The sequence below is a fragment of the Pseudomonas sp. 86_A genome, from assembly GCF_017491705.1.
Lineage (GTDB): Bacteria > Pseudomonadota > Gammaproteobacteria > Pseudomonadales > Pseudomonadaceae > Aquipseudomonas > Aquipseudomonas koreensis.
This window is the reverse complement of record NZ_JAFGYS010000011.1, coordinates 140,280-158,830: the sequence shown is the minus strand read 5'-3', so window position 1 is coordinate 158,830 and position 18,551 is coordinate 140,280. Positions and strand designations below refer to the sequence as shown.

The 18,551-nt window shown below is 63.3% G+C and carries 15 protein-coding genes; 4 read left to right on the top strand and 11 right to left on the bottom strand.

All coding sequences use genetic code 11. The annotated features are described in order from the left end of the window. The first annotated feature begins 49 nt into the window (after positions 1 to 49). Both J5M57_RS18230 and J5M57_RS18225 read left to right on the top strand, forming a co-directional pair. Positions 50 to 1,423, top strand: coding sequence for a DUF2868 domain-containing protein (locus J5M57_RS18230; protein ID WP_169843390.1), 1,374 nt, complete (start codon positions 50 to 52; stop codon positions 1,421 to 1,423). Continuing rightward, positions 1,416 to 2,792: a GTPase/DUF3482 domain-containing protein gene (locus J5M57_RS18225; RefSeq protein WP_169843389.1), complete on the top strand. Its 1,377-nt coding sequence runs from the start codon at positions 1,416 to 1,418 to the stop codon at positions 2,790 to 2,792. The genes J5M57_RS18230 and J5M57_RS18225 overlap by 8 nt, the downstream gene beginning before the upstream one ends. A gap of 103 nt (positions 2,793 to 2,895) precedes the next feature. Here the strand turns inward: J5M57_RS18225 and J5M57_RS18220 are convergent, their stop codons facing one another. From J5M57_RS18220 to J5M57_RS18190, 7 genes are all read right to left on the bottom strand, one after another. Then, positions 2,896 to 3,453 (bottom strand): phosphonate degradation HD-domain oxygenase, encoded by a 558-nt coding sequence (locus J5M57_RS18220; RefSeq protein ID WP_207848369.1) that lies wholly within the window; start codon positions 3,451 to 3,453, stop codon positions 2,896 to 2,898. Next, positions 3,453 to 4,586, bottom strand: coding sequence for a TIGR03364 family FAD-dependent oxidoreductase (locus J5M57_RS18215; RefSeq protein WP_207848368.1), 1,134 nt, complete (start codon positions 4,584 to 4,586; stop codon positions 3,453 to 3,455). Before J5M57_RS18215 ends, J5M57_RS18220 begins: the two co-directional genes overlap by 1 nt. A 165-nt stretch (positions 4,587 to 4,751) precedes the next feature. Next, the gene (locus J5M57_RS18210) at positions 4,752 to 5,777 is read right to left on the bottom strand and encodes a putative 2-aminoethylphosphonate ABC transporter substrate-binding protein (RefSeq protein ID WP_207848367.1); all 1,026 of its coding nucleotides are present in this window, start codon (positions 5,775 to 5,777) and stop codon (positions 4,752 to 4,754) included. A 45-nt stretch (positions 5,778 to 5,822) separates the two neighbouring features. Further along, positions 5,823 to 7,547 carry a putative 2-aminoethylphosphonate ABC transporter permease subunit gene (locus J5M57_RS18205; RefSeq protein WP_207848366.1) on the bottom strand — a complete coding sequence of 575 codons (1,725 nt, stop codon included), beginning with the start codon at positions 7,545 to 7,547 and terminating at the stop codon, positions 5,823 to 5,825. After that, positions 7,547 to 8,623 carry a putative 2-aminoethylphosphonate ABC transporter ATP-binding protein gene (locus J5M57_RS18200; RefSeq protein WP_064589684.1) on the bottom strand — a complete coding sequence of 359 codons (1,077 nt, stop codon included), beginning with the start codon at positions 8,621 to 8,623 and terminating at the stop codon, positions 7,547 to 7,549. Before J5M57_RS18200 ends, J5M57_RS18205 begins: the two co-directional genes overlap by 1 nt. Before the next feature lie 194 nt (positions 8,624 to 8,817). Next, positions 8,818 to 9,681, bottom strand: a complete 864-nt coding sequence (locus tag J5M57_RS18195; RefSeq protein ID WP_207848439.1) for a LysR family transcriptional regulator — start codon at positions 9,679 to 9,681, stop codon at positions 8,818 to 8,820. Between the two features lie 16 nt (positions 9,682 to 9,697). Beyond that, positions 9,698 to 11,959 (bottom strand): heavy metal translocating P-type ATPase, encoded by a 2,262-nt coding sequence (locus tag J5M57_RS18190; protein WP_207848365.1) that lies wholly within the window; start codon positions 11,957 to 11,959, stop codon positions 9,698 to 9,700. Between the two features lie 83 nt (positions 11,960 to 12,042). Here J5M57_RS18190 and cadR point away from each other — a divergent pair, with 83 nt between their 5' ends. Beyond that, a complete protein-coding gene (cadR, locus tag J5M57_RS18185; RefSeq protein WP_207848364.1) occupies positions 12,043 to 12,492 on the top strand; it encodes a Cd(II)/Pb(II)-responsive transcriptional regulator in 450 nt (149 codons plus the stop codon). Positions 12,493 to 12,612: 120 nt separating this feature from the next. On the opposite strand, the gene J5M57_RS18180 is transcribed toward cadR, so the two are convergent. The 3 genes from J5M57_RS18180 to J5M57_RS18170 form a co-directional block, all read right to left on the bottom strand. Then, on the bottom strand, positions 12,613 to 13,584 hold the full coding sequence (locus tag J5M57_RS18180; protein WP_064589686.1) for a thymidylate synthase: 972 nt from the start codon (positions 13,582 to 13,584) through the stop codon (positions 12,613 to 12,615). 50 nt (positions 13,585 to 13,634) lie between these two features. Then, positions 13,635 to 14,447 carry a prolipoprotein diacylglyceryl transferase gene (lgt, locus tag J5M57_RS18175; RefSeq protein ID WP_064589687.1) on the bottom strand — a complete coding sequence of 271 codons (813 nt, stop codon included), beginning with the start codon at positions 14,445 to 14,447 and terminating at the stop codon, positions 13,635 to 13,637. 93 nt (positions 14,448 to 14,540) lie between these two features. After that, on the bottom strand, positions 14,541 to 15,323 hold the full coding sequence (locus J5M57_RS18170) for a sulfite exporter TauE/SafE family protein (RefSeq protein WP_064589688.1): 783 nt from the start codon (positions 15,321 to 15,323) through the stop codon (positions 14,541 to 14,543). 130 nt (positions 15,324 to 15,453) lie between these two features. Between J5M57_RS18170 and J5M57_RS18165 the strand changes: the two genes are divergently transcribed. Further along, positions 15,454 to 16,200: an NRDE family protein gene (locus tag J5M57_RS18165; protein ID WP_207848363.1), complete on the top strand. Its 747-nt coding sequence runs from the start codon at positions 15,454 to 15,456 to the stop codon at positions 16,198 to 16,200. 57 nt (positions 16,201 to 16,257) lie between these two features. Here the strand turns inward: J5M57_RS18165 and ptsP are convergent, their stop codons facing one another. Further along, positions 16,258 to 18,537: a phosphoenolpyruvate--protein phosphotransferase gene (gene ptsP, locus J5M57_RS18160; RefSeq protein WP_064589690.1), complete on the bottom strand. Its 2,280-nt coding sequence runs from the start codon at positions 18,535 to 18,537 to the stop codon at positions 16,258 to 16,260. Between the last annotated feature and the right edge of the window lie 14 nt (positions 18,538 to 18,551).

Here is an 18,551-nt window from a genome sequence, read left to right as displayed (position 1 = left end):
AGCGCCACAGCGGTTATGCTCACGGCTCAATTGAGCGACGGGATGCCGCGTGACACAACTGACTCCACTGCAAAACCTCTGGCTGACCGAAACCATCCGCCTGCGCGAGGAACACGCAGGTCCCCTGGAGGATCTGGAAGCCAATCGTCTGGCCCGCGCGGCCGGTGGCGATCTGCCGAGCCGCATTCAACGCCGCGCGGCATGGCTGGCCGAGCGCGACGGACTGAGCGCTGCGCTCACTCACTGGCTGCAAGGCGCCCGTCTGGCGCTGGTGCTGCTGATGGTCTTCGCAGTGCTGAGCGGCGCCGGTCTGGCCTTCGCCGCGCTGAGCCAGATACCGGTCAATGTGTTCTGGGCGTTGGGCAGCCTGCTCGGGCTGAACCTGATTCTGCTGCTGAGCTGGGCGCTGGGGCTGATGTTTGCCGGCGAACACGGCGCCACCCTTGGCCGCTTGTGGCTGTGGCTCAGCGAAAAATTCGCCCGGGATGCCAAAGCCGCACAACTGGCGCCGGCCCTGCTGCTGATGCTGCAACGCAAAAAGCTCAATCGCTGGGCGCTCGGCACTCTGGTCAACGGCTTGTGGCTGCTGGCGATGCTCAGCGCGCTGGTGCTGTTGCTGACGCTGATGGCGACGCGGCGCTACGGCTTCGTCTGGGAAACCACCATTCTCAGCGCCGACACGTTTATCAACATGACCCAGGCCCTCGGCGCGCTGCCGGCGCTGCTCGGCTTCAACGTGCCGACCGTGGAGATGATCCGCGCCAGCGGCAATGGCGCGCTGGACATCGAAAGCGCGCGGCAGGCCTGGGCAACCTGGCTGGTCGGTGTGCTGGTGGTTTACGGCGTGTTGCCGCGCCTGCTGCTGGCCGTCTTTTGTTTCTGGCGCTGGCGTCGTGGCAAAGCAGCGCTGAGCCTGGACCTGAACCTGCCCGGCTACGCCCAGTTACGCGAACGGCTGATGCCGACCAGCGAACGCCTCGGCGTCAATGACGCGGCGCCGGAGCAACTGCATCGGGTCGAAAGCCACGTCAGCGCACACGCCAGCGACGGCGCCCTGCTGGTGGCCATCGAACTCGACGACCAGCGCCCGTGGCCACCGGCCCTGCCGAAAACCGTGAGTAACGCCGGCATCCTCGACAGCCGTGAATCGCGGCACAAACTGCTCGAACAACTCAGCCGCTTCCCCCCGGCGCGCCTGCTGATCGCCTGCGATCCACGGCGCTCGCCGGATCGCGGCAGCCTCGCGCTGATCGCCGAACTGGCGCGTAACGCCAGCGCCACCCGCGTCTGGCTGCTGCAGGCGCCACCCGGTGAGGCGCTGGACAGCGCCCGCCTCGGCGACTGGCATGTGGCGCTGCAACAGCTTGAGCTGGAGTTTGCCGATTGCGCACCGTTGAACTGGCTGGAGAGCGGTCATGACTGATGCCCGGAAAGCGCCGCTGAAACTCGCAGTGGTCGGCCACACCAACGTCGGCAAAACCTCGCTGCTGCGCACCCTGACCCGCGACGTCGGTTTCGGCGAAGTCTCGCACCGGCCGAGCACCACCCGGCATGTCGAAGGCGCGCGGTTATCGGTGGACGGCGAGCCGCTGCTCGATCTCTACGACACACCGGGGCTGGAAGACGCCATCGCCCTGCTGGATTTCCTTGAACGTCTGGAACGTCCCGGTGAACGCCTCGACGGCCCGGCGCGGCTGGCGCGGTTTCTCGACGGCAGCGAGGCGCGCCAGCGTTTCGAACAGGAAGCCAAGGTGCTGCGGCAACTGCTCGCCTCCGACGCGGGCCTGTATGTGATCGACGCCCGCGAGCCGGTGCTGGCCAAGTACCGTGACGAACTGGAAGTGCTCGCCAGTTGCGGCAAACCGCTGCTGCCGGTGCTGAATTTTGTCAGCAGCGCCAACCACCGCGAGCCGGACTGGCGTGAGGCGTTGGCGCGGTTGGGTCTGCACGCACTGGTACGTTTCGACAGCGTTGCACCGCCGGAGGATGGCGAGCGGCGGCTGTACGAAAGCCTCGCACTGCTGCTGGAAAACGCCCGGCCGCAACTGGAACGGCTGATCGCCGATCAACAGGCCCAGCGCTTGGCGCGCCAGCAAAGTGCGGCGCGCTTGATCGCCGAGTTACTGATCGATTGCGCCGCGTGTCGGCGCAGTGTGGTCAGCGAGGCCGAGCAGGAACAGCAAGCCATCAGCGAACTGCGCAAAGCCGTGCGTCAGCGTGAGCAGAAATGCGTCGAGGCGCTGCTCAAGCTCTACGCGTTTCGCCCGCAGGATGCGGCGGCCAGTGACTTGCCGTTGCTCGACGGGCGCTGGGGCGATGACTTGTTCAACCCGGAAACCTTGAAGCAACTCGGCGTGCGCGTCGGTGGCGGCATTGCTGCCGGCGCAGCGGCGGGAGCTGGCGTGGATTTGCTGGTGGGTGGGATTACCCTCGGCGCCGCCGCATTGGCCGGTGCGATTGCCGGCGGCGCCCTGCAAACCGCGCGCAGTTATGGCAGTCGCTTGCTGGGCAAGATCAAAGGGCAGCGGGAATTGACGGTGGATGACGGGGTGTTGCGGTTGTTGGCGTTGCGCCAACGGCAATTGCTTCAGGCATTGAATGCTCGCGGGCATGCGGCGATGGACGCGGTTCAGGTCGCAACACCACAGGACAAGACCTGGCGCGAGGGCAAGTTGCCCGAGGCGCTGAGCAAGGCGCGGGCGCATCCGCAGTGGTCTTCGCTCAATCCGCATCCGAAGTTGAATCAGGCGGAGCGGCAGGAGCAGATTGAGTCTTTGGCTGAAGATTTGTAGCGCTTGATCTGGCGCCATCGCGAGTAGGCTCACTCCTACAATGGATCGTGCTCATCTTGTAGGAGTGAGCCTGCTCGCGATAGCCGCAACTCAGTCCAGAGACTCAAACGTTCAGCAGCCGGGCCGCTTTCTCCTTCAGTAGCCCAAGGTCCATCACCGGCACCGCCCTCTCCTTCGCCAACTCATCCCACTGCCGCATCCGCAAACTCACGGCACACAGCGGATCACGCGCAAACGCATCCGCCTCGGCCTCGGTCATCACCCCGCCCTGATACGCCAGGGTCCGGCGACTCGCCTCACTCAAGCGCTCGAAATACCCCGGTTCACGTAGCGTCAGATAGCGCTTGGCCTGCACGTGATATTCCACCAACCGCGCCATGCGCTCGCTGAACCCGGCCTCACGCAAATAATCCGCGCCCAGCCGTTCATGGCTGACCACGCCATAACCGCCCATGTTCTCGGCACCTTCGGCACACAAATGGCCGATGTCGTGGAAAAACGCGGCGAGCACCACTTCATCATCAAAGCCTTCAGTCATCGCCAACTGCGCTGCCTGAGACATGTGTTCGATCTGCGACACCGGCTCGCCGATGTAATCACTGGCACCAAAGCGTTCATACAGCGCAAACACCCGGTCAACGACTTGCGCATGCCCCGCCATCACATTTCCTCCAGCAATTGCGCCACATTGCGTTCAGCCATGGCCGGGCCGACGCTCATGCCGACGCCGGTGTGCATCAGCGCCACACTCAAACCCGGTGCCGGGCGCAGGAACGAAAACGGCCCCGGCCCACGGGCACCGTAGACGCCCTGCCAGCGCTCAAGCACTTGCACTTTGCAGCCCAGCGTCTGCTCGGCCAGTTCCAGCATCCAGTCGTCCACTTGCTCGGCATTGAACGGCGACGGATCGCTGTCGTAATGGTGCGAGTCGCCGATGATCAGCTCGCCGTAAGGGATCGGGCTGATCAGCAGGTGAATGCCGTTGTCATGCAGGTGCGGTTGCTCGCGCAGGATCTGCGCCTGCACCGCTGCCGCTTGCGGTAAATCGGCGAAAGCGCCGTAGTGCACGCAGCTCAAACCGGTGAGCAAGGCGTGTTGCAGATTCAGTTCGATCTGCGGTTTGGCGCGGAGCATCTGCAGGCGGCAGATTTGCGGGTTGAGCGCGGCAATCGGCTCGGCCAGCAAGGTCTGATAATCGTGGCCGGAGCAGACGATGATCTGCTTCGCCGTGAAGCTGCCGGCGGTGCTTTGCAGGCGCCCCGGCTCGACGTCACGCACCAGCGTGGAGAAATGAAACTCCACACCGAGGTCACGGCGCAGGTAGTCGATCAGTGCCGGAATCGCTTCGCGCGAATACAACTGTTGATCGTCCATGCCGTGCAACGCGGCGCGGTGGTGGCTGAACTGGCCGTTGTACAGGTCGCGCAATGCGGCGCCGCGCAGCAAGTCGACGTTATAGCCGTGTTCCACGGCGCGACCGGCGCAGAAGGCTTCCAGCAAGTGCTCTTCAGCTTCGGTGCGGGCGAACAGGTAGGAGCCGTTGCGCTTGATCTGCAGACCGGCGAGTTGCGCCCAGTCACCCCAGATCTCGCGGCTGGCCTTGGCCAGCTCGAGCATCGGGCCGGGTGGCTGGCCGGTGACAAGCGCCTGGCCGAAGTTGCGCACCGAGGCGCCGAGGGGCGTGGCGGTGCGTTCGAAAACGCTGACCTTGAGGCCACGCTTGGCGGCGGCGTAGGCGTGGGACAGGCCGAGGATGCCGGCGCCGACGATGAGCAGGTCTTGGTGTTGTGTCATACAGGCAATCCCGTTTTTGTGGCGAGGGAGCTTGCTCCCGCCCGGCTGCGCAGCAGTCGTTAATTCAGCAGACGCGGAGTGCCTGACCCTACTCGTTTGCAGAATTCGGGACCGCTTCGCGCTCCAGCGGGAGCAAGCTCCCTCGCCACAGGATGTGTGAGTCAGTTATTTCGCGACCACTTTCTCGGACTTGCCGTCATAGCGCTTGCGCCACTCGGTGAGGATCTCGTCGCGGTTCTTCGAGGCCCAGGCGAAGTCGTTCTTGATCAGGCGCTGCTCGTAGTCGGCCGGCAGTTCGGTCTGCGGCTTGGCGATACCCGGCTGGGCGAGGACGGCGAAGTTTTCCTTGTACAGGTCCATCGCCTCGGCGCTGGCGGAGAAGTCCGCGAGTTTCTTCGCCGCGTCTTCATGCGGGGTGCCTTTGATCACGGCAGTGGCTTCGATCTCCCAGCCCAGGCCTTCCTTCGGCAGGATGATGTCCAGCGGCGCGCCCTGGCGTTTGAGCTGTACCGCCGGGTATTCAAAGGAAATGCCGATCGGGAATTCGCCCGCCGCCGCCAGTTTGCACGGCTTGGAGCCGGAGTGAACGTACTGGCCGATGTTCTGGTGCAGACCGTCCATGTAGGCCCAGCCCTGCTTCTCGCCGAAGGTTTGCAGCCAGGCGCTGACGTCGAGGAAACCGGTACCGGACGACGCCGGATTCGGCATGACGATCTTGCCTTTGTACTCAGGCTTGGTCAGGTCCTGCCAACTCACGGGCTTGGTCAAACCCTGCTTCTCGGCTTCCACGGTGTTGAAGCAAATGGTCGCGGCCCACACGTCCATGCCGACCCAGGCTGGCGGGTTGGCGGCGTCGCGGTAGTTGGCGCCGATCTTGCCCAGATCCTTCGGCGCGTAGCTCTGCAGCATGCCTTGCTGGTCGAGGATCGCCAGACTCGAAGCGGCCAGGCCCCACACCGCGTCAGCCTGCGGGCGGGCCTTTTCGGCCAGCAGTTTGGCGGTGATGATCCCGGTGGAATCACGCACCCACTTGATCTCGACGTCCGGATTGGCCTTTTCGAACGCAGCTTTGTAAGCGGTCAGTTGCTCAGCTTCGAGGGCGGTGTACACCGTCAACTCGGTTTTTGCCGCGAAGGCATTCAGGCTGAAAGTCGCGAGCACAGCAGCGGCCAGGGCCATAGGCTTGAACATGATCGTTTTCCTGTCTTTGAGTTGAGGGGCAATTGAAGGGGCAAATCAGTGACCCGGCGCGGTTTGCCGCCAGGCCTGAGAACGGCGCAGCAAGCCGCGCGAAGCCCACGCCAGCAGCAAGGACACGCCCGCCGAGGTGAACAGAATCAGGGTCGACATCGCCGCCGCGCCGCCGACGTTGCCGGCGTCATCCATGTTGAGCACCGCGACCGCCGCGAGGATGGTGTCGGGGCTGTAGAGGAAGATCGCTGCGGAAACCGTGGTCATCGCCGAGACGAACAGGTAGCGCACGATGTCCAGCAACGCCGGCAGGCAGATCGGCACGGTGACGCGCAGGTAATGGCGGTACAGCGGCGCCTTGAGCGACAGCGCGGCGGCTTCGAACTCGGCGTCGAGTTGGCGCAGTGCGGTGGTCGCGGTCATTTGCGCGGTGGTCAAATAGTGAGCAATGGTGCAGACGATCAGCAGCGTCATCGTCCCGTACAGCACGTGCAACGGGTTGCCGGTAAGGTTGAAGAAGAAGACGTAACCCAGACCGAGCACCAGCCCCGGCACCGCCATCGGGATGAAACTGAGCATGCGCAACGTCAGGTTGAGGCCGCGTTGGCTGCGGGTTTTCTCCATCAGGTAAGCGCCGGTGAAGATCAATACGCTGCCGATCAGCGCCGTGCCCAGCGCCATCTTCAAGCTGTTGCTGTAGGCCAGCCAGCCACCGCCGGCGGTTTCGTTGAACTGGTAGTGGTTGAGCGACAACGACAGGTTGTATGGCCAGAACTTCACCAGCGACGAGAACACCGCCATGCCGAACACCAACAACAGCGCCGCGCTGATCAGCAGGACAATCGCCAGGTAGCAGGCATCACGCCGTTTCGACGGTGCTGGTTTGAACACTTGCGCGCGGCCACTCATGGAGTCGCCATGCCGGCGGCGCAACCAGGCATCGACGCCGAAGCTGAACAGCGCCGGCAACAACAGCACCATGCCGATCAACGCCCCGCGACCGAACTGCTGCTGGCCGACCACGGCTTTGTAGGCTTCCAGCGCCAGCACTTGATAGTCGCCACCCACCACCACCGGCACGCCGAAATCGGTGATGGTCAGGGTGAACACCAGACAGAACGCGGCGAACACCGCCTGACGGGTCGCCGGCCAGGTGATGCTGCGGAACGCTTTGGCAGGGCTGGCGCCCATGCTCGATGCGGCATCGAACAGCCGCGCATCGGCCAGAGACAGCGCCGACAGCAGAATCATCAGCGCATGCGGAAAGGTGTAAATCACCTCACCCAGCACAATCCCCCAGAACCCGTAGATGTTGTCCGAGAGCAGCCCGCGCAGCATGCCCTGGTTGCCGAACAGATAGACCAGCGCGATCCCCGGCAGCATCGACGGCGCCATCAGCGGCAGCAGGGAAATCCCGCGCCAGATACCCTTGGCCGGAATCAGCGTGCGTTGCAAGGCGTAGGCAAACAGGTAGGCCAGCGGTACGACGATGGCCGCCACGCTGAGGGAAACTTTCAGGCTGTTGCCGAGCAGCCAGTGGAAATTGTCGCTACTCACCAACTCCTTCGCGGCGAGCCAGCCACCGCCCTGCCCAGCCTCGCTGCTGAAGCCGCGCCAGAAGATCGCCAGCAACGGCAGCAGCACGGCGACGCCAAGCAATACCAGCAGCAGGAGTTTGCCGCCGACCACAAAGATGCGGTCGCCAAGTTCGGCACGGGAAGTCTGCCGCACCTGCTTGTGCGGTAGCGGCAGCGCGAGGTTGCTGTTCATCAGGCAAACACCTGCAGGCTGCGCGGCGGCAAGGCGACCATGATCTGCTGCGCGCCGAGGCGCGGCATGGCTTCCGGCGCCAGTTCGGCGAGCAGTGCGTGGCCCGGCAGTTGATCGAGTTCGAAGCTCATGCGGCAGCGGTTGCCGAGGAAGGTGATCTCGCGAACCTTGGCCGGGAACAGGTTTTCTTCATGCACCACGGGATTGACGTTGATTGCTTCCGGGCGGCAGAACAGTCGGCCCGAGGCGCCGCTGACGCTGCCATCGGCCAGACGCACGTCCATCCCGCCAACCCGGGCGTGACTGGCGCTGCTGCGCTGGAACGGCAGCCAGTTACCCTGCCCGACAAACTCGGCCACGAACGGCGTGGCCGGGCGGTTGTAGATTTCCTGCGGGGTGGCGTACTGCTCGACGCGGCCGTTGTTCATCACGGCGATGCGGTCGGCCATCAGCATAGCTTCGTCCTGATTGTGGGTGACCATCAGGGTGGTGATGCCGAGGTTGCGTTGCAGTTGGCGCAGTTCGGTGCACAGATGCTCGCGCACTCGGGCGTCCAGCGCCGACATCGGCTCATCGAGCAACAGCAGCGACGGTGCCGGGGCCAGAGCTCGCGCCAGTGCCACCCGCTGCTGTTGGCCGCCGGACAATTGGCCGGGGTACTTTTTCTCACTGCCGGTGAGGCCGACCAGTTCCAGCATCTGACCGACGCGGCGGCGCACTTCGTCGCGACCGCTGCCGGCGAGGCCGTAGGCAATGTTCGCTTCGACGGTCAGATTGGGGAACAGCGCGTAGGACTGAAACAGAATGCCGTAGTCCCGGGCCTGCGGCGCCAGGTGCGAGACGTCGCGATCACCGAGGTACAACTCGCCGCTGTCCTGCTTCTCCAGCCCGGCGATGCAGCGCAGCAACGTAGTCTTGCCGCAGCCCGACGGGCCGAGCAGGCACACCAGTTCACCGGCGGCGACATCGAGAGAGACGTTATCCAGCGCGGTGAACGCGCCGAAGCGCTTCTGCACGCCGCGCACTTTCATCGGCGCACCGGGGTTGGTCAGGGCAGTTGCGATGGCAGGATTCATGGGACAGACCTCATCAAGCAGATGGGGTCAATCCTAGAGTTGTAATGCGTCCGTCATGTGGCAGTGAGGCAAAAACTGGTGATAGTGGTATTTGGGGATTTTGGTTGGAGATCAAAAGATCGCAGCCTTCGGCAGCTCCTACATTGGAATGCGTCCCCCTGTAGGAGCTGCCGAAGGCTGCGATCTTTTGATCTTCAAGCCGGGGACATCTCTTGGGCCAACCCCAGGAACGCCGCCGGCAACCGCGCGCCCTTCCTCTCCTTGAGGCAATACAGATACTCGGGAATCTGCGGCGCATTTTCGATGGTCAGCACCCGCAACTGCGGGTCATGCGGCACTTCCTGGCGGGCAATGATGCTGATGCCGATGTTGCGCAACACCGCCTCGCGGATCGACTCGCGGCTGCCGATCTCCAGCAACGGGCCGAAACTGACCCCGGCGCTGGCCAGCAGCTCTTCGGTGAGACGCCGGGTGGTCGAACCGGATTCGCGCATCAGCAAGGTATGCCCGGCCAGTGCGCTCAATGCCACATGCTCCTGCGCCGCCAGCGGATGATTGCGATGCACCGCCAGCACCAGCGGATCAGTGCCCAGCACCCGGCGAATCAGCCGCGAATCCTCAAGCAACTGCGACGAGGCGGCGACGTCCACCCGGTAATCCTCCAGCGCTTCGAGCACTTGCTGCGAGTTGCCGATTTCCACCGACACTTCCACCTGCGGCAGGCGCTCGCGGAAGGTCTTGACCAGATCGAGAATGTAATACGGCGCGGTGGCGGCGATGCGCAGCGTGCCCTGCACCTGACCGCTGTTGCGCAGGAAGAACTCGATGTCGGCCTCCTGCTGCAACAACGCCTTGACCATCGGCAGCAACCGCGCGCCCTCATCGCTGACGCTCAAGCGCCGACCGCCACGGTAGAACAGCTCCACCGAATACTGGCTTTCCAGATTACGGATCTGCGTGGTCACGGTGGGTTGGCTGAGGCCGAGTTTCTTCGCTGCCAGCGTGATGCTGCCCAGGCGGGCGACCATGTAAAACGCTTTCAGCTCGGCACTCAGCACAACCATCCCTCATCGTTTACTTGCGCAGCAGGCGCAAGCCGTTGAACACCACCAACAGGCTCACACCCATGTCAGCGAACACCGCCATCCACATGGTGGCGAGCCCGGCGAAGGTTACCCCAAGAAAGATAGCCTTGATCACCAGCGCCAACGCGATGTTCTGTTTCAGGATGCTGGCGGTGTCGCGCGACAGACTGATGAATGCCGGGATTTTGCGCAGATCGTCGTCCATCAGGGCGACATCGGCGGTTTCAATCGCGGTATCGGTACCGGCCGCCGCCATGGCGAAACCGATCTCGGCGCGGGCCAGTGCCGGGGCGTCGTTGATGCCGTCGCCGACCATGCCGACCCGATGGCCCTTGCCGTAAAGTTCTTCGATGGCCTGGAGTTTGTCAGTTGGCAACAAGTCACCCTTGGCCTGATCGATGCCGACCTGCGCCGCGATGGCCTGCGCGGTGTGCACGTTGTCGCCGGTGAGCATCAGGGTTTTCACGCCCAGCGCGTGCAACTGGCGGATCGCTTCGCGGCTGGTTTCCTTGACCGTGTCGGCCACGGCAAACAGCGCCAACGGGCCGGAGCTGTCGAGCAGCAGCACCACCGACTTGCCCTGCTTCTCCAGCGCGAACAGTTTTTCTTCCAGTTGCGGCGAGCACAGCCCCAGCTCTTCGACCAGACGGTGGTTGCCCAAGTGGTAGGTCTGGCCGTTGACCTGCCCCTTCACACCACGCCCGGCCAGCGCTTCGAAGTTATCCACACTCAGCGCCGCGAGGTTTTGATCCACCGCCGCATTGGCGATCGCCAGCGACACCGGGTGGTCGGAGCGACCGGCCAGCGCGGCGGCAATCGCCGGGGCTGTGGCGTCGGCGGTCGGATCCAGCGACAGGTAATCGGTCTGCACCGGTTTGCCGTGGGTGATGGTGCCGGTCTTGTCCAGCGCCAGGTAGTCGAGCTTGAAACCGCCCTCCAGATAAACGCCGCCCTTGACCAGAATGCCTTTGCGCGCCGCCGCCGCGAGGCCGCTGACGATGGTCACCGGGGTGGAAATCACCAGCGCACACGGGCACGCCACCACCAGCAACACCAGCGCGCGGTAGATCCAGTCGAACCACACCGCGCCCATGAACAGCGGCGGGATGATCGCCACGGCCAGCGCCAGGACGAACACCACTGGGGTATAGATTTTCGAGAATTGATCGACGAAGCGTTGGGTCGGAGCGCGCGCGCCTTGAGCCTGTTCGACGGCGTGAATAATACGCGCCAGGGTCGAGTTATTCGCCGCCGCAGTCACCGTGTATTCCAGCGAGCCGGCCTGGTTGATGGTGCCGGCGAAGACTTTGTCGCCCACCGTTTTTTCCACCGGCAGGCTTTCGCCGGTGATCGGCGCCTGGTCGATGGTCGAACTGCCGCTGACCACTTCGCCGTCCAGCGCAATGCGCTCACCGGGTTTTACCCGCACGCGGGCACCCAGTTCGACGCTTTTAACCTCCTGTTCGACCCAGTTGCCGTCGGCCTGCTGTACGGTGGCCTGTTCCGGCGTCATCTGCATCAGACCGCTGATGGCGTTGCGCGCACGATCCAGCGAGCGCGCTTCGATCAACTCAGCCACGGTGAACAGGAACATCACCATCGCCGCTTCCGGCCACTGGCCGATGAGGATGGCACCGGTCACGGCGATGCTCATCAGCGCGTTGATGTTGAGATTGAGGTTCTTCAGGGCGATCCAGCCCTTTTTGTAAGTGGTCAGGCCGCCGCTGAGAATCGACACCAGCGCAATGATCGCCACCACCCAGGTCGGCGCGGCGTTGGTGAAATGGATGACTTCGGCAGCCAGCGCACCGACACCGGACAGCGCCAATGGCCACCAGTGTTTTTTCACTGGCGCCGGGGCTGGCGCTTCGACGCCTGCCTCCAAAGGCTCGGCGTGCATGCCCAAGGACGTGATCGCCTCAGTGATCGGCGCGGTGTTCGACAGCGTGTGGGTCACGCCGAGCACGCGGTTGATCAGGTTGAATTCCAGCTGCTCCACGCCGGCCAGTTTGCTGAGCTTGTTCTGGATCAGCGTCTGCTCGGTCGGGCAGTCCATCGCCTCGATGCGGAAGCTGCTCAGCCGGGCGTCGGCGCTTTGCGCCTCGCTCAGTTGCACCCGTGCTGGTGCCGCAGCTTTCGATGCGCAGCAGGCATCGCCGCCGTGGTCGTGCTTATGCACGGGCTGCAATTTATGGCTGTGGCCATGATCGTGCCCGTCGCCGGGCTTGTGGATGTGCTGAGAATCGCTCATTGGTCGCGTCCATGAAGGTGCCTGTTGCCAAGTAAAGACCCTGTAGCCACTATAGGGTCAAGCACCTTTTGGAGATGGCGTTCATGAAGATCGGAGAACTGGCGAAACTCACCGACTGCGCGGTGGAAACCATCCGCTATTACGAGCGCGAAAACCTGCTGCCGGAACCTGCGCGCAGCGATGGCAACTACCGCGTCTACACCCAGGCCCACGCCGAACGCCTGACCTTCATTCGCAACTGCCGCACCCTCGACATGACCCTCGAAGAGATCCGCAGCCTGCTGACCTTGCGCGACAGCCCGCAGGACCAGTGCGAAAGCGTGAATGCGCTGATCGACGAGCACATCCAGCATGTGAAGGCACGAATTGACGGGTTGCTGGCGTTACAGACACAACTGCTCGAACTGCGCCAACGCTGTGGCGAAGGGCCGGGGGCGGATCAGTGCGGGATTTTGCAGCGGCTGGAGGTGAGTGGCGGGGTTGTGGCGACGGAAGTTGAGCATTCCCATGTAGGCCGTAGTCACGGTCATTGAGAACACTCCAAACCTGATGTAGGAGCTGCCGAAGGCTGCGATCTTTTGATCTTGCTGTTTATAAGATCAAAAGATCGCAGCCTTCGGCAGCTCCTACATAGGGGGACTGCGTATTGCTTGTCAGACCGCCATCGGCGCGGTCATCGGCGCGTGGTGCTCATAACCTTCCAGCGAGAAGTCGCTCGGCTCCACCAGCTCCAGCCATTCCGGCTGGTACACGCCCGTCTTGGCAAACTCCGGCACACGATCCGAGATTTTCAGCTTCGGCATGGCGAACGGCTCGCGCTTGAGCTGTTCGTTGAGCATGTCGAGGTGGTTCTCGTAGACGTGCGCATCACCGATGAAATAGGTGAACCAGCGCGGCGTGTAGCCGGTCAGGCGACCGATCAGGCTCAGCAGCGCGGCGCCTTCGGTGAGGTTGAACGGCGTGCCCAGACCCAGATCGTTGGAACGGATGTAGAGGGTCAGGGAGATCTCTTTGGTCTCGACGTTCGGGTGGAACTGGTACAGCAGATGGCACGGCGGCAGGGCCATTTCATCGAGTTGGGCGCAGTTCCAGCCGTGGAACAGGATACGGCGGCTGCCCGGGTCCTTGATGATCGTGTCGACACACTGGCGCACCTGATCGATGGCTTTGTACAGCACCACGTAGGCCTGGCCGTCTTCTTCGCCCTGAGCGATCTGCTTGTAGCCGTTGCTCAAGGTTTGTTCGATCGCGGCGGTGTTGCTCAACGGGATCTGCTTGTACGCCGGCCACTTGCGCCATTGCACGCCGTAGATTTCGCCGAGGTCATCGTCGCCCTGGCGGAACGGGTTGGCCAGCCACTGCGCGTTTTCGTTGGCGTTCTGGTCCCAGACCTTGCAGCCCAGCGCCCGGAATTCAGCGGCGTTGTTCACGCCACGCAGAAAGCCGCACATCTCGCCGATGGCCGACTTGAAGGCCATCTTGCGGGTGGTGATCGCCGGGAAACCTTCCTGCAGATCGAAACGCAGCATCGCCCCCGGGAAACTGATGGTGTTGATGCCGGTGCGGTTGGCCTGTTTGGTGCCGTTCTGGATGACGTGCGAGACCAGTTCGAGATATTGCTTCATGAGTTACCTGTGTCCTTGAACCCGGGGGCCGTCGCCCCCGGGATTCGAATTTATACGGCCGCCGCTGGCGCTGCCGGGGCGCGATGATAAGCCAGCCAGATCAAGTACAGACCGGCAAGCACCATCGGTACGCAAAGAACCTGACCCATGGTCAGCCAGCCCCAGGCCAGATAGCCCAGTTGCGCGTCCGGCACGCGGACGAACTCGACGATGAAACGGAAGATGCCGTAGAACAGCGCGAACATGCCCGATACCGCCATGGTCGGACGCGGCTTGCGCGAGAACAACCACAGGATCAGGAACAGCGCGACGCCTTCGAGCGCGAACTGGTACAGCTGCGACGGGTGGCGCGGCAACTGCGCCGGATCGCTGAACGGCGGGAAGATCATCGCCCACGGCACGTCGGTCGGCTTGCCCCACAGCTCGGCGTTGATGAAGTTGCCGATACGCCCGGCACCCAGGCCGATCGGCACCATCGGCGCGACGAAGTCCATCAGCTGGAAGAACGTCTTGCCGTTACGCTTGCCGAACCACAGCGCGGCGAGCATCACACCGATGAAACCGCCGTGGAACGACATGCCGCCCTTCCACACTTCGAAAATCAGCGTCGGGTTGGCGAGGTAGGCGCTCAGGTCGTAGAACAGCACATAGCCCAGACGTCCACCGACAATCACCCCCATCGACAGCCAGAACACCAGATCGGAGAGCTTCTCCTTGGTCCAGGTCGGGTCGAAACGGTTAAGCCGGCTCGACGCCAGCAGCCATGCGCCGCCGATGCCGACGAGGTACATCAGGCCGTACCAGTGGATTTTCAGCGGACCGATGGCCAGGGCCACCGGGTCGATCTGCGGGTAAGGCAGCATTGCGACTCCTCGTTAGAGTTGAAACCAAAATTCCCGGGCGACGCTGCCACCTCAGGATTAAGCCAGGATTGCGGCCTGTTCTGACCCAGACGATCAGAGCAGGAAATTCAGCCCCACGCAGAACAGCAAAGCGGCGAACAGCCGTTTCAGCAAGCGCGGCGACAACTTGTGCGCCAGACGCGCGCCGAGACGGGCGAAGACCATGCTGGTCAGGGCGATGCCCAGCAGCGCCGGCAAGTAGACAAAACCGAGACTATGCGGCGGCAACAACGGATCATGCCAGCCCAGAATCATGAAACTTAATGCACTGGCCACGGCGATCGGCAAACCGCAGGCCGACGACGTGGCCACCGCTTGCTGCATCGGCACGCTGCGCCAGGTCAGGAACGGCACGGTCAACGAACCGCCGCCAATGCCGAAAATTGCCGAGGCCCAGCCAATGACACTGCCGGCCACGGTCAGACCGAGTTTGCCCGGCACCGTTCGACTGGCCTTGGGTTTGACCTCCAGCGCCAGTTGCGCGGCGATTACCAGGGCGAACACACCGATGATCTTCTGCAGGTTGGGCCCGGAGATCGCTTCAGCCGTCAGCGCACCGAAACCGGCGCCCAGCAGAATGCCCACGGTCATCCACATGAAGATCGGCCAGCGCACCGCACCGCGTCGATGGTGCTCGCGCACGGCATTGACCGAGGTGAAGATGATGGTCGCCAGCGATGTCCCTACGGCCAGGTGCGTCAGAATCGACTGATCGAATCCCTGCAAGGTAAAACTGAACACCAGTACCGGGACAATAATGATCCCGCCACCGACACCGAACAGCCCGGCCAGCACGCCCGCACAGGCGCCCAACGCCAGATAGAGCAGAAATTCCACGGCCGTCTCCCCGACGTATCCCCAAAACCGGAGCGGCATGGTAACGGATGCATGCCCTCCGGCTCCACTTGCGATGGATGCACGGACGCCGACTGCGTAGAGTGAACAAAAAACACACAAGGACCACCTTATGTGCCTGATTGTCTTCGCCTGGCGCCCGGGTCATGCCCAGCCGCTGATCGTCGCGGCCAACCGTGACGAATTCTATGCCCGGCCCAGCCTGCCGCTGGCGCAATGGCCGCAAGCACCGCACGTGCACGCCGGACGTGATCTTGAGGCCGGCGGCACTTGGCTGGGGATTGGCGCCCACGGACGCTTTGCTGCGCTGACCAATATTCGCGATCCGCATCAACCGCCAGCGCGCAAGTCACGAGGTGAGCTGGTAGCGCGGTTTCTGACCGGTGATGCGTCGATTGATGATTATTTGAGCGATGTGGTCGGACGTGCGCCGGAATATGCCGGCTTCAACCTGCTGCTGGGCAACAGCCATGAGCTGTGGCACTTCAATGCGCGGAAGTCCGAGCCAGTGATGCTGGAACCGGGCGTTTACGGGCTGTCGAATGCCGGGCTGGACACGCCGTGGCCGAAACTGCTCAAGGCCAGGGCGGCATTAAGCGAGGTGCTGGATGATCCGCAGCCTGAGCGGTTGCTGGCGTTGCTGGGCGATGCGCAGACCGCGCCGTTTGCCGAGCTGCCGGACACCGGAGTCGGGTTGGCGACTGAATCATTGTTGTCGAGTGTGTTTATTGCCAGCCAGAATTACGGGACGCGCGCGAGTACGGCGTTGATTGTGCAGGCGGACGGCACGCGGCGGATGGTTGAGCGCAGTTTCGGGCCGTATGGCGGGCATCTTGGGGAAGTTGAGATCACTGCCTGAATGCGAGCAATCATTGTGGCGAGGGAGCTTGCTCCCTCGCCACAGAGCCAGCAGCTTTTAGAGGGCCTTGTTGACCGCCGGCGGATTCATCTTCGACAGCCCGAGATTCTTCAGCGCCAGTTGCAGCGAGCTGTGGATCACTTGCGGGTTGTCGATGGTCATCAGCTCCGCCAGCAGATCCTTGGCCTTGCTCAGGTTGATCTGGCGCAGCATCCACTTGACCTTCGGCAGGTTGGTTGCGTTCATCGACAGGCTGTCGAAGCCCATCGCCATCAACAGCACCGCCGCTGCCGGATCACCGGCCATTTCGCCGCAGATGCTCACCGGTTTGCCTTCGGCATGCGCGTCGCGCACCACGGTTTGCAGGGCCTGCAGCACCGCCGGGTGCAGGTAGTCGTAAAGATCGGCCACCCGCGGGTTGTTGCGGTCGACGGCCAGCAGGTACTGGGTCAGGTCGTTGGAGCCGACCGACAGGAAGTCCACCTGCCGCGCCAGTTCCTTGGTCTGGTAGACCGCGGCCGGAATCTCGATCATCACGCCGATGGGCGGCATCGGCACGTCGGTGCCTTCGTCGCGCACTTCGCCCCAGGCCCGGTGGATCAGGTGCAGGGCTTCTTCGAGTTCGTGGGTGCCGGAGATCATCGGCAGCAGGATCCGCAGGTTGTTCAGGCCTTCACTGGCCTTGAGCATGGCGCGGGTCTGCACCAGGAAGATTTCCGGGTGGTCGAGGGTGACGCGAATCCCGCGCCAGCCGAGGAACGGGTTGTCTTCCTTGATCGGGAAATACGACAGCGACTTGTCACCGCCGATGTCCAGGCTGCGCATGGTCACCGGTTGCGGGTGGAACGCGGCGAGCTGTTCGCGGTAGATCGCCAGCTGTTCCTTTTCACTCGGGAAGCGCTGGTTGATCATGAACGGCACTTCGGTGCGGTACAGGCCGACACCTTCGGCGCCGCGCTTCTGTGCCCGCGCCACATCGGCCAGCAGGCCGGTGTTGACCCACAGTGGCATGCGGTGACCGTCGAGGGTCACGCATGGCAGGTCGCGCAGGGTGTCGAGCCCCAGCGCCAGTTGTTTCTCTTCTTCGACCACCTCGGCGAACTGTTTGCGCAGGACGTCGCTGGGGTTGGTGTAGACCTCGCCGCGGGTGCCATCGACGATCACCTCGATACCGTCGACCTTGGCGTACGGCAGGTCGACCAGGCCCATCACCGTCGGAATGCCCATGGCCCGGGCCAGGATCGCGACGTGGGAGTTACCCGAACCGAGTACCGAGACCAGACCGACCAGCGTGCCTTCCGGCACCTCGCCGAGCATGGCCGGCGTCAGCTCTTCGCTGACCAGAATGGTTTTTTCCGGGTAGACCAGGTTCTGCTGACGCTCTTCCTGAAGGTAAGCGAGCAGGCGACGGCCGAGGTCTTTGACGTCCGAGGCACGCTCGCGCAGGTAGGCGTCGTCCATCAGTTCAAAGCGGTTGACGTGCTCAGTGACCACCTGACGCAGCGCGCCCTGAGCCCACTGGCCAGTCTTGATCACGGTAGTGATTTCGCTGCCCAGCGAGGCATCGTCGAGCATCATCAGGTAGACGTCGAATAGCGCGCGCTCTTCCGGACGCAGCTGGGTCGCCAGTTTGGCCGACAACGCGCGCATGTCGGCGCGCACGCCTTCGATGGCGGTCTTGAACAGCGCCAGTTCGGCGTCGATGTCGGTGATGGTCTTGTCCGGCACCACGTCCAGATCGGCGGGCGGCAACATGACCACCGCGGTACCGACGGCGGCACCGGGCGAACCCGGCACGCCGACGAACTTGGCTTCCTGAATGCCTTTGCCCTGACGGCCCAGGCCCCGGATCGACCCGGTGGCCTCGGCGTGGGCGATAACCCCGGCGAGCTGCGCGCTCATGGTCACGAGGAAGGCTTCTTCACCCTCATCGAACTGGCGGCGTTCTTTTTGCTGGATGACCAACACGCCGACGACGCGGCGGTGGTGAATGATCGGCGCCCCGAGGAAGGAGGCGTAGCGCTCCTCGCCGGTCTCGGCGAAGTAGCGGTAGCGCGGGTGATCCGCAGCGTTTTCGAGGTTCAGGGGTTCTTCACGCGTGCCGACCAGACCCACCAGACCTTCGTTGGGTGCCATGCTGACCTTGCCGATCGAGCGCTTGTTCAAGCCCTCGGTGGCCATCAGGACGAAGCGGTTGGTCTCGGGATCAAGCAGGTAGACCGAGCAGACCTGGCTGCCCATGGCCTCTTTGACGCGCAACACAATAATCCCCAACGCCGCCTTGAGATCCTTGGCGGAGTTAACTTCCTGGACGATCTTGCGCAGCGTATTGAGCATGGCTCGGGGTCGAA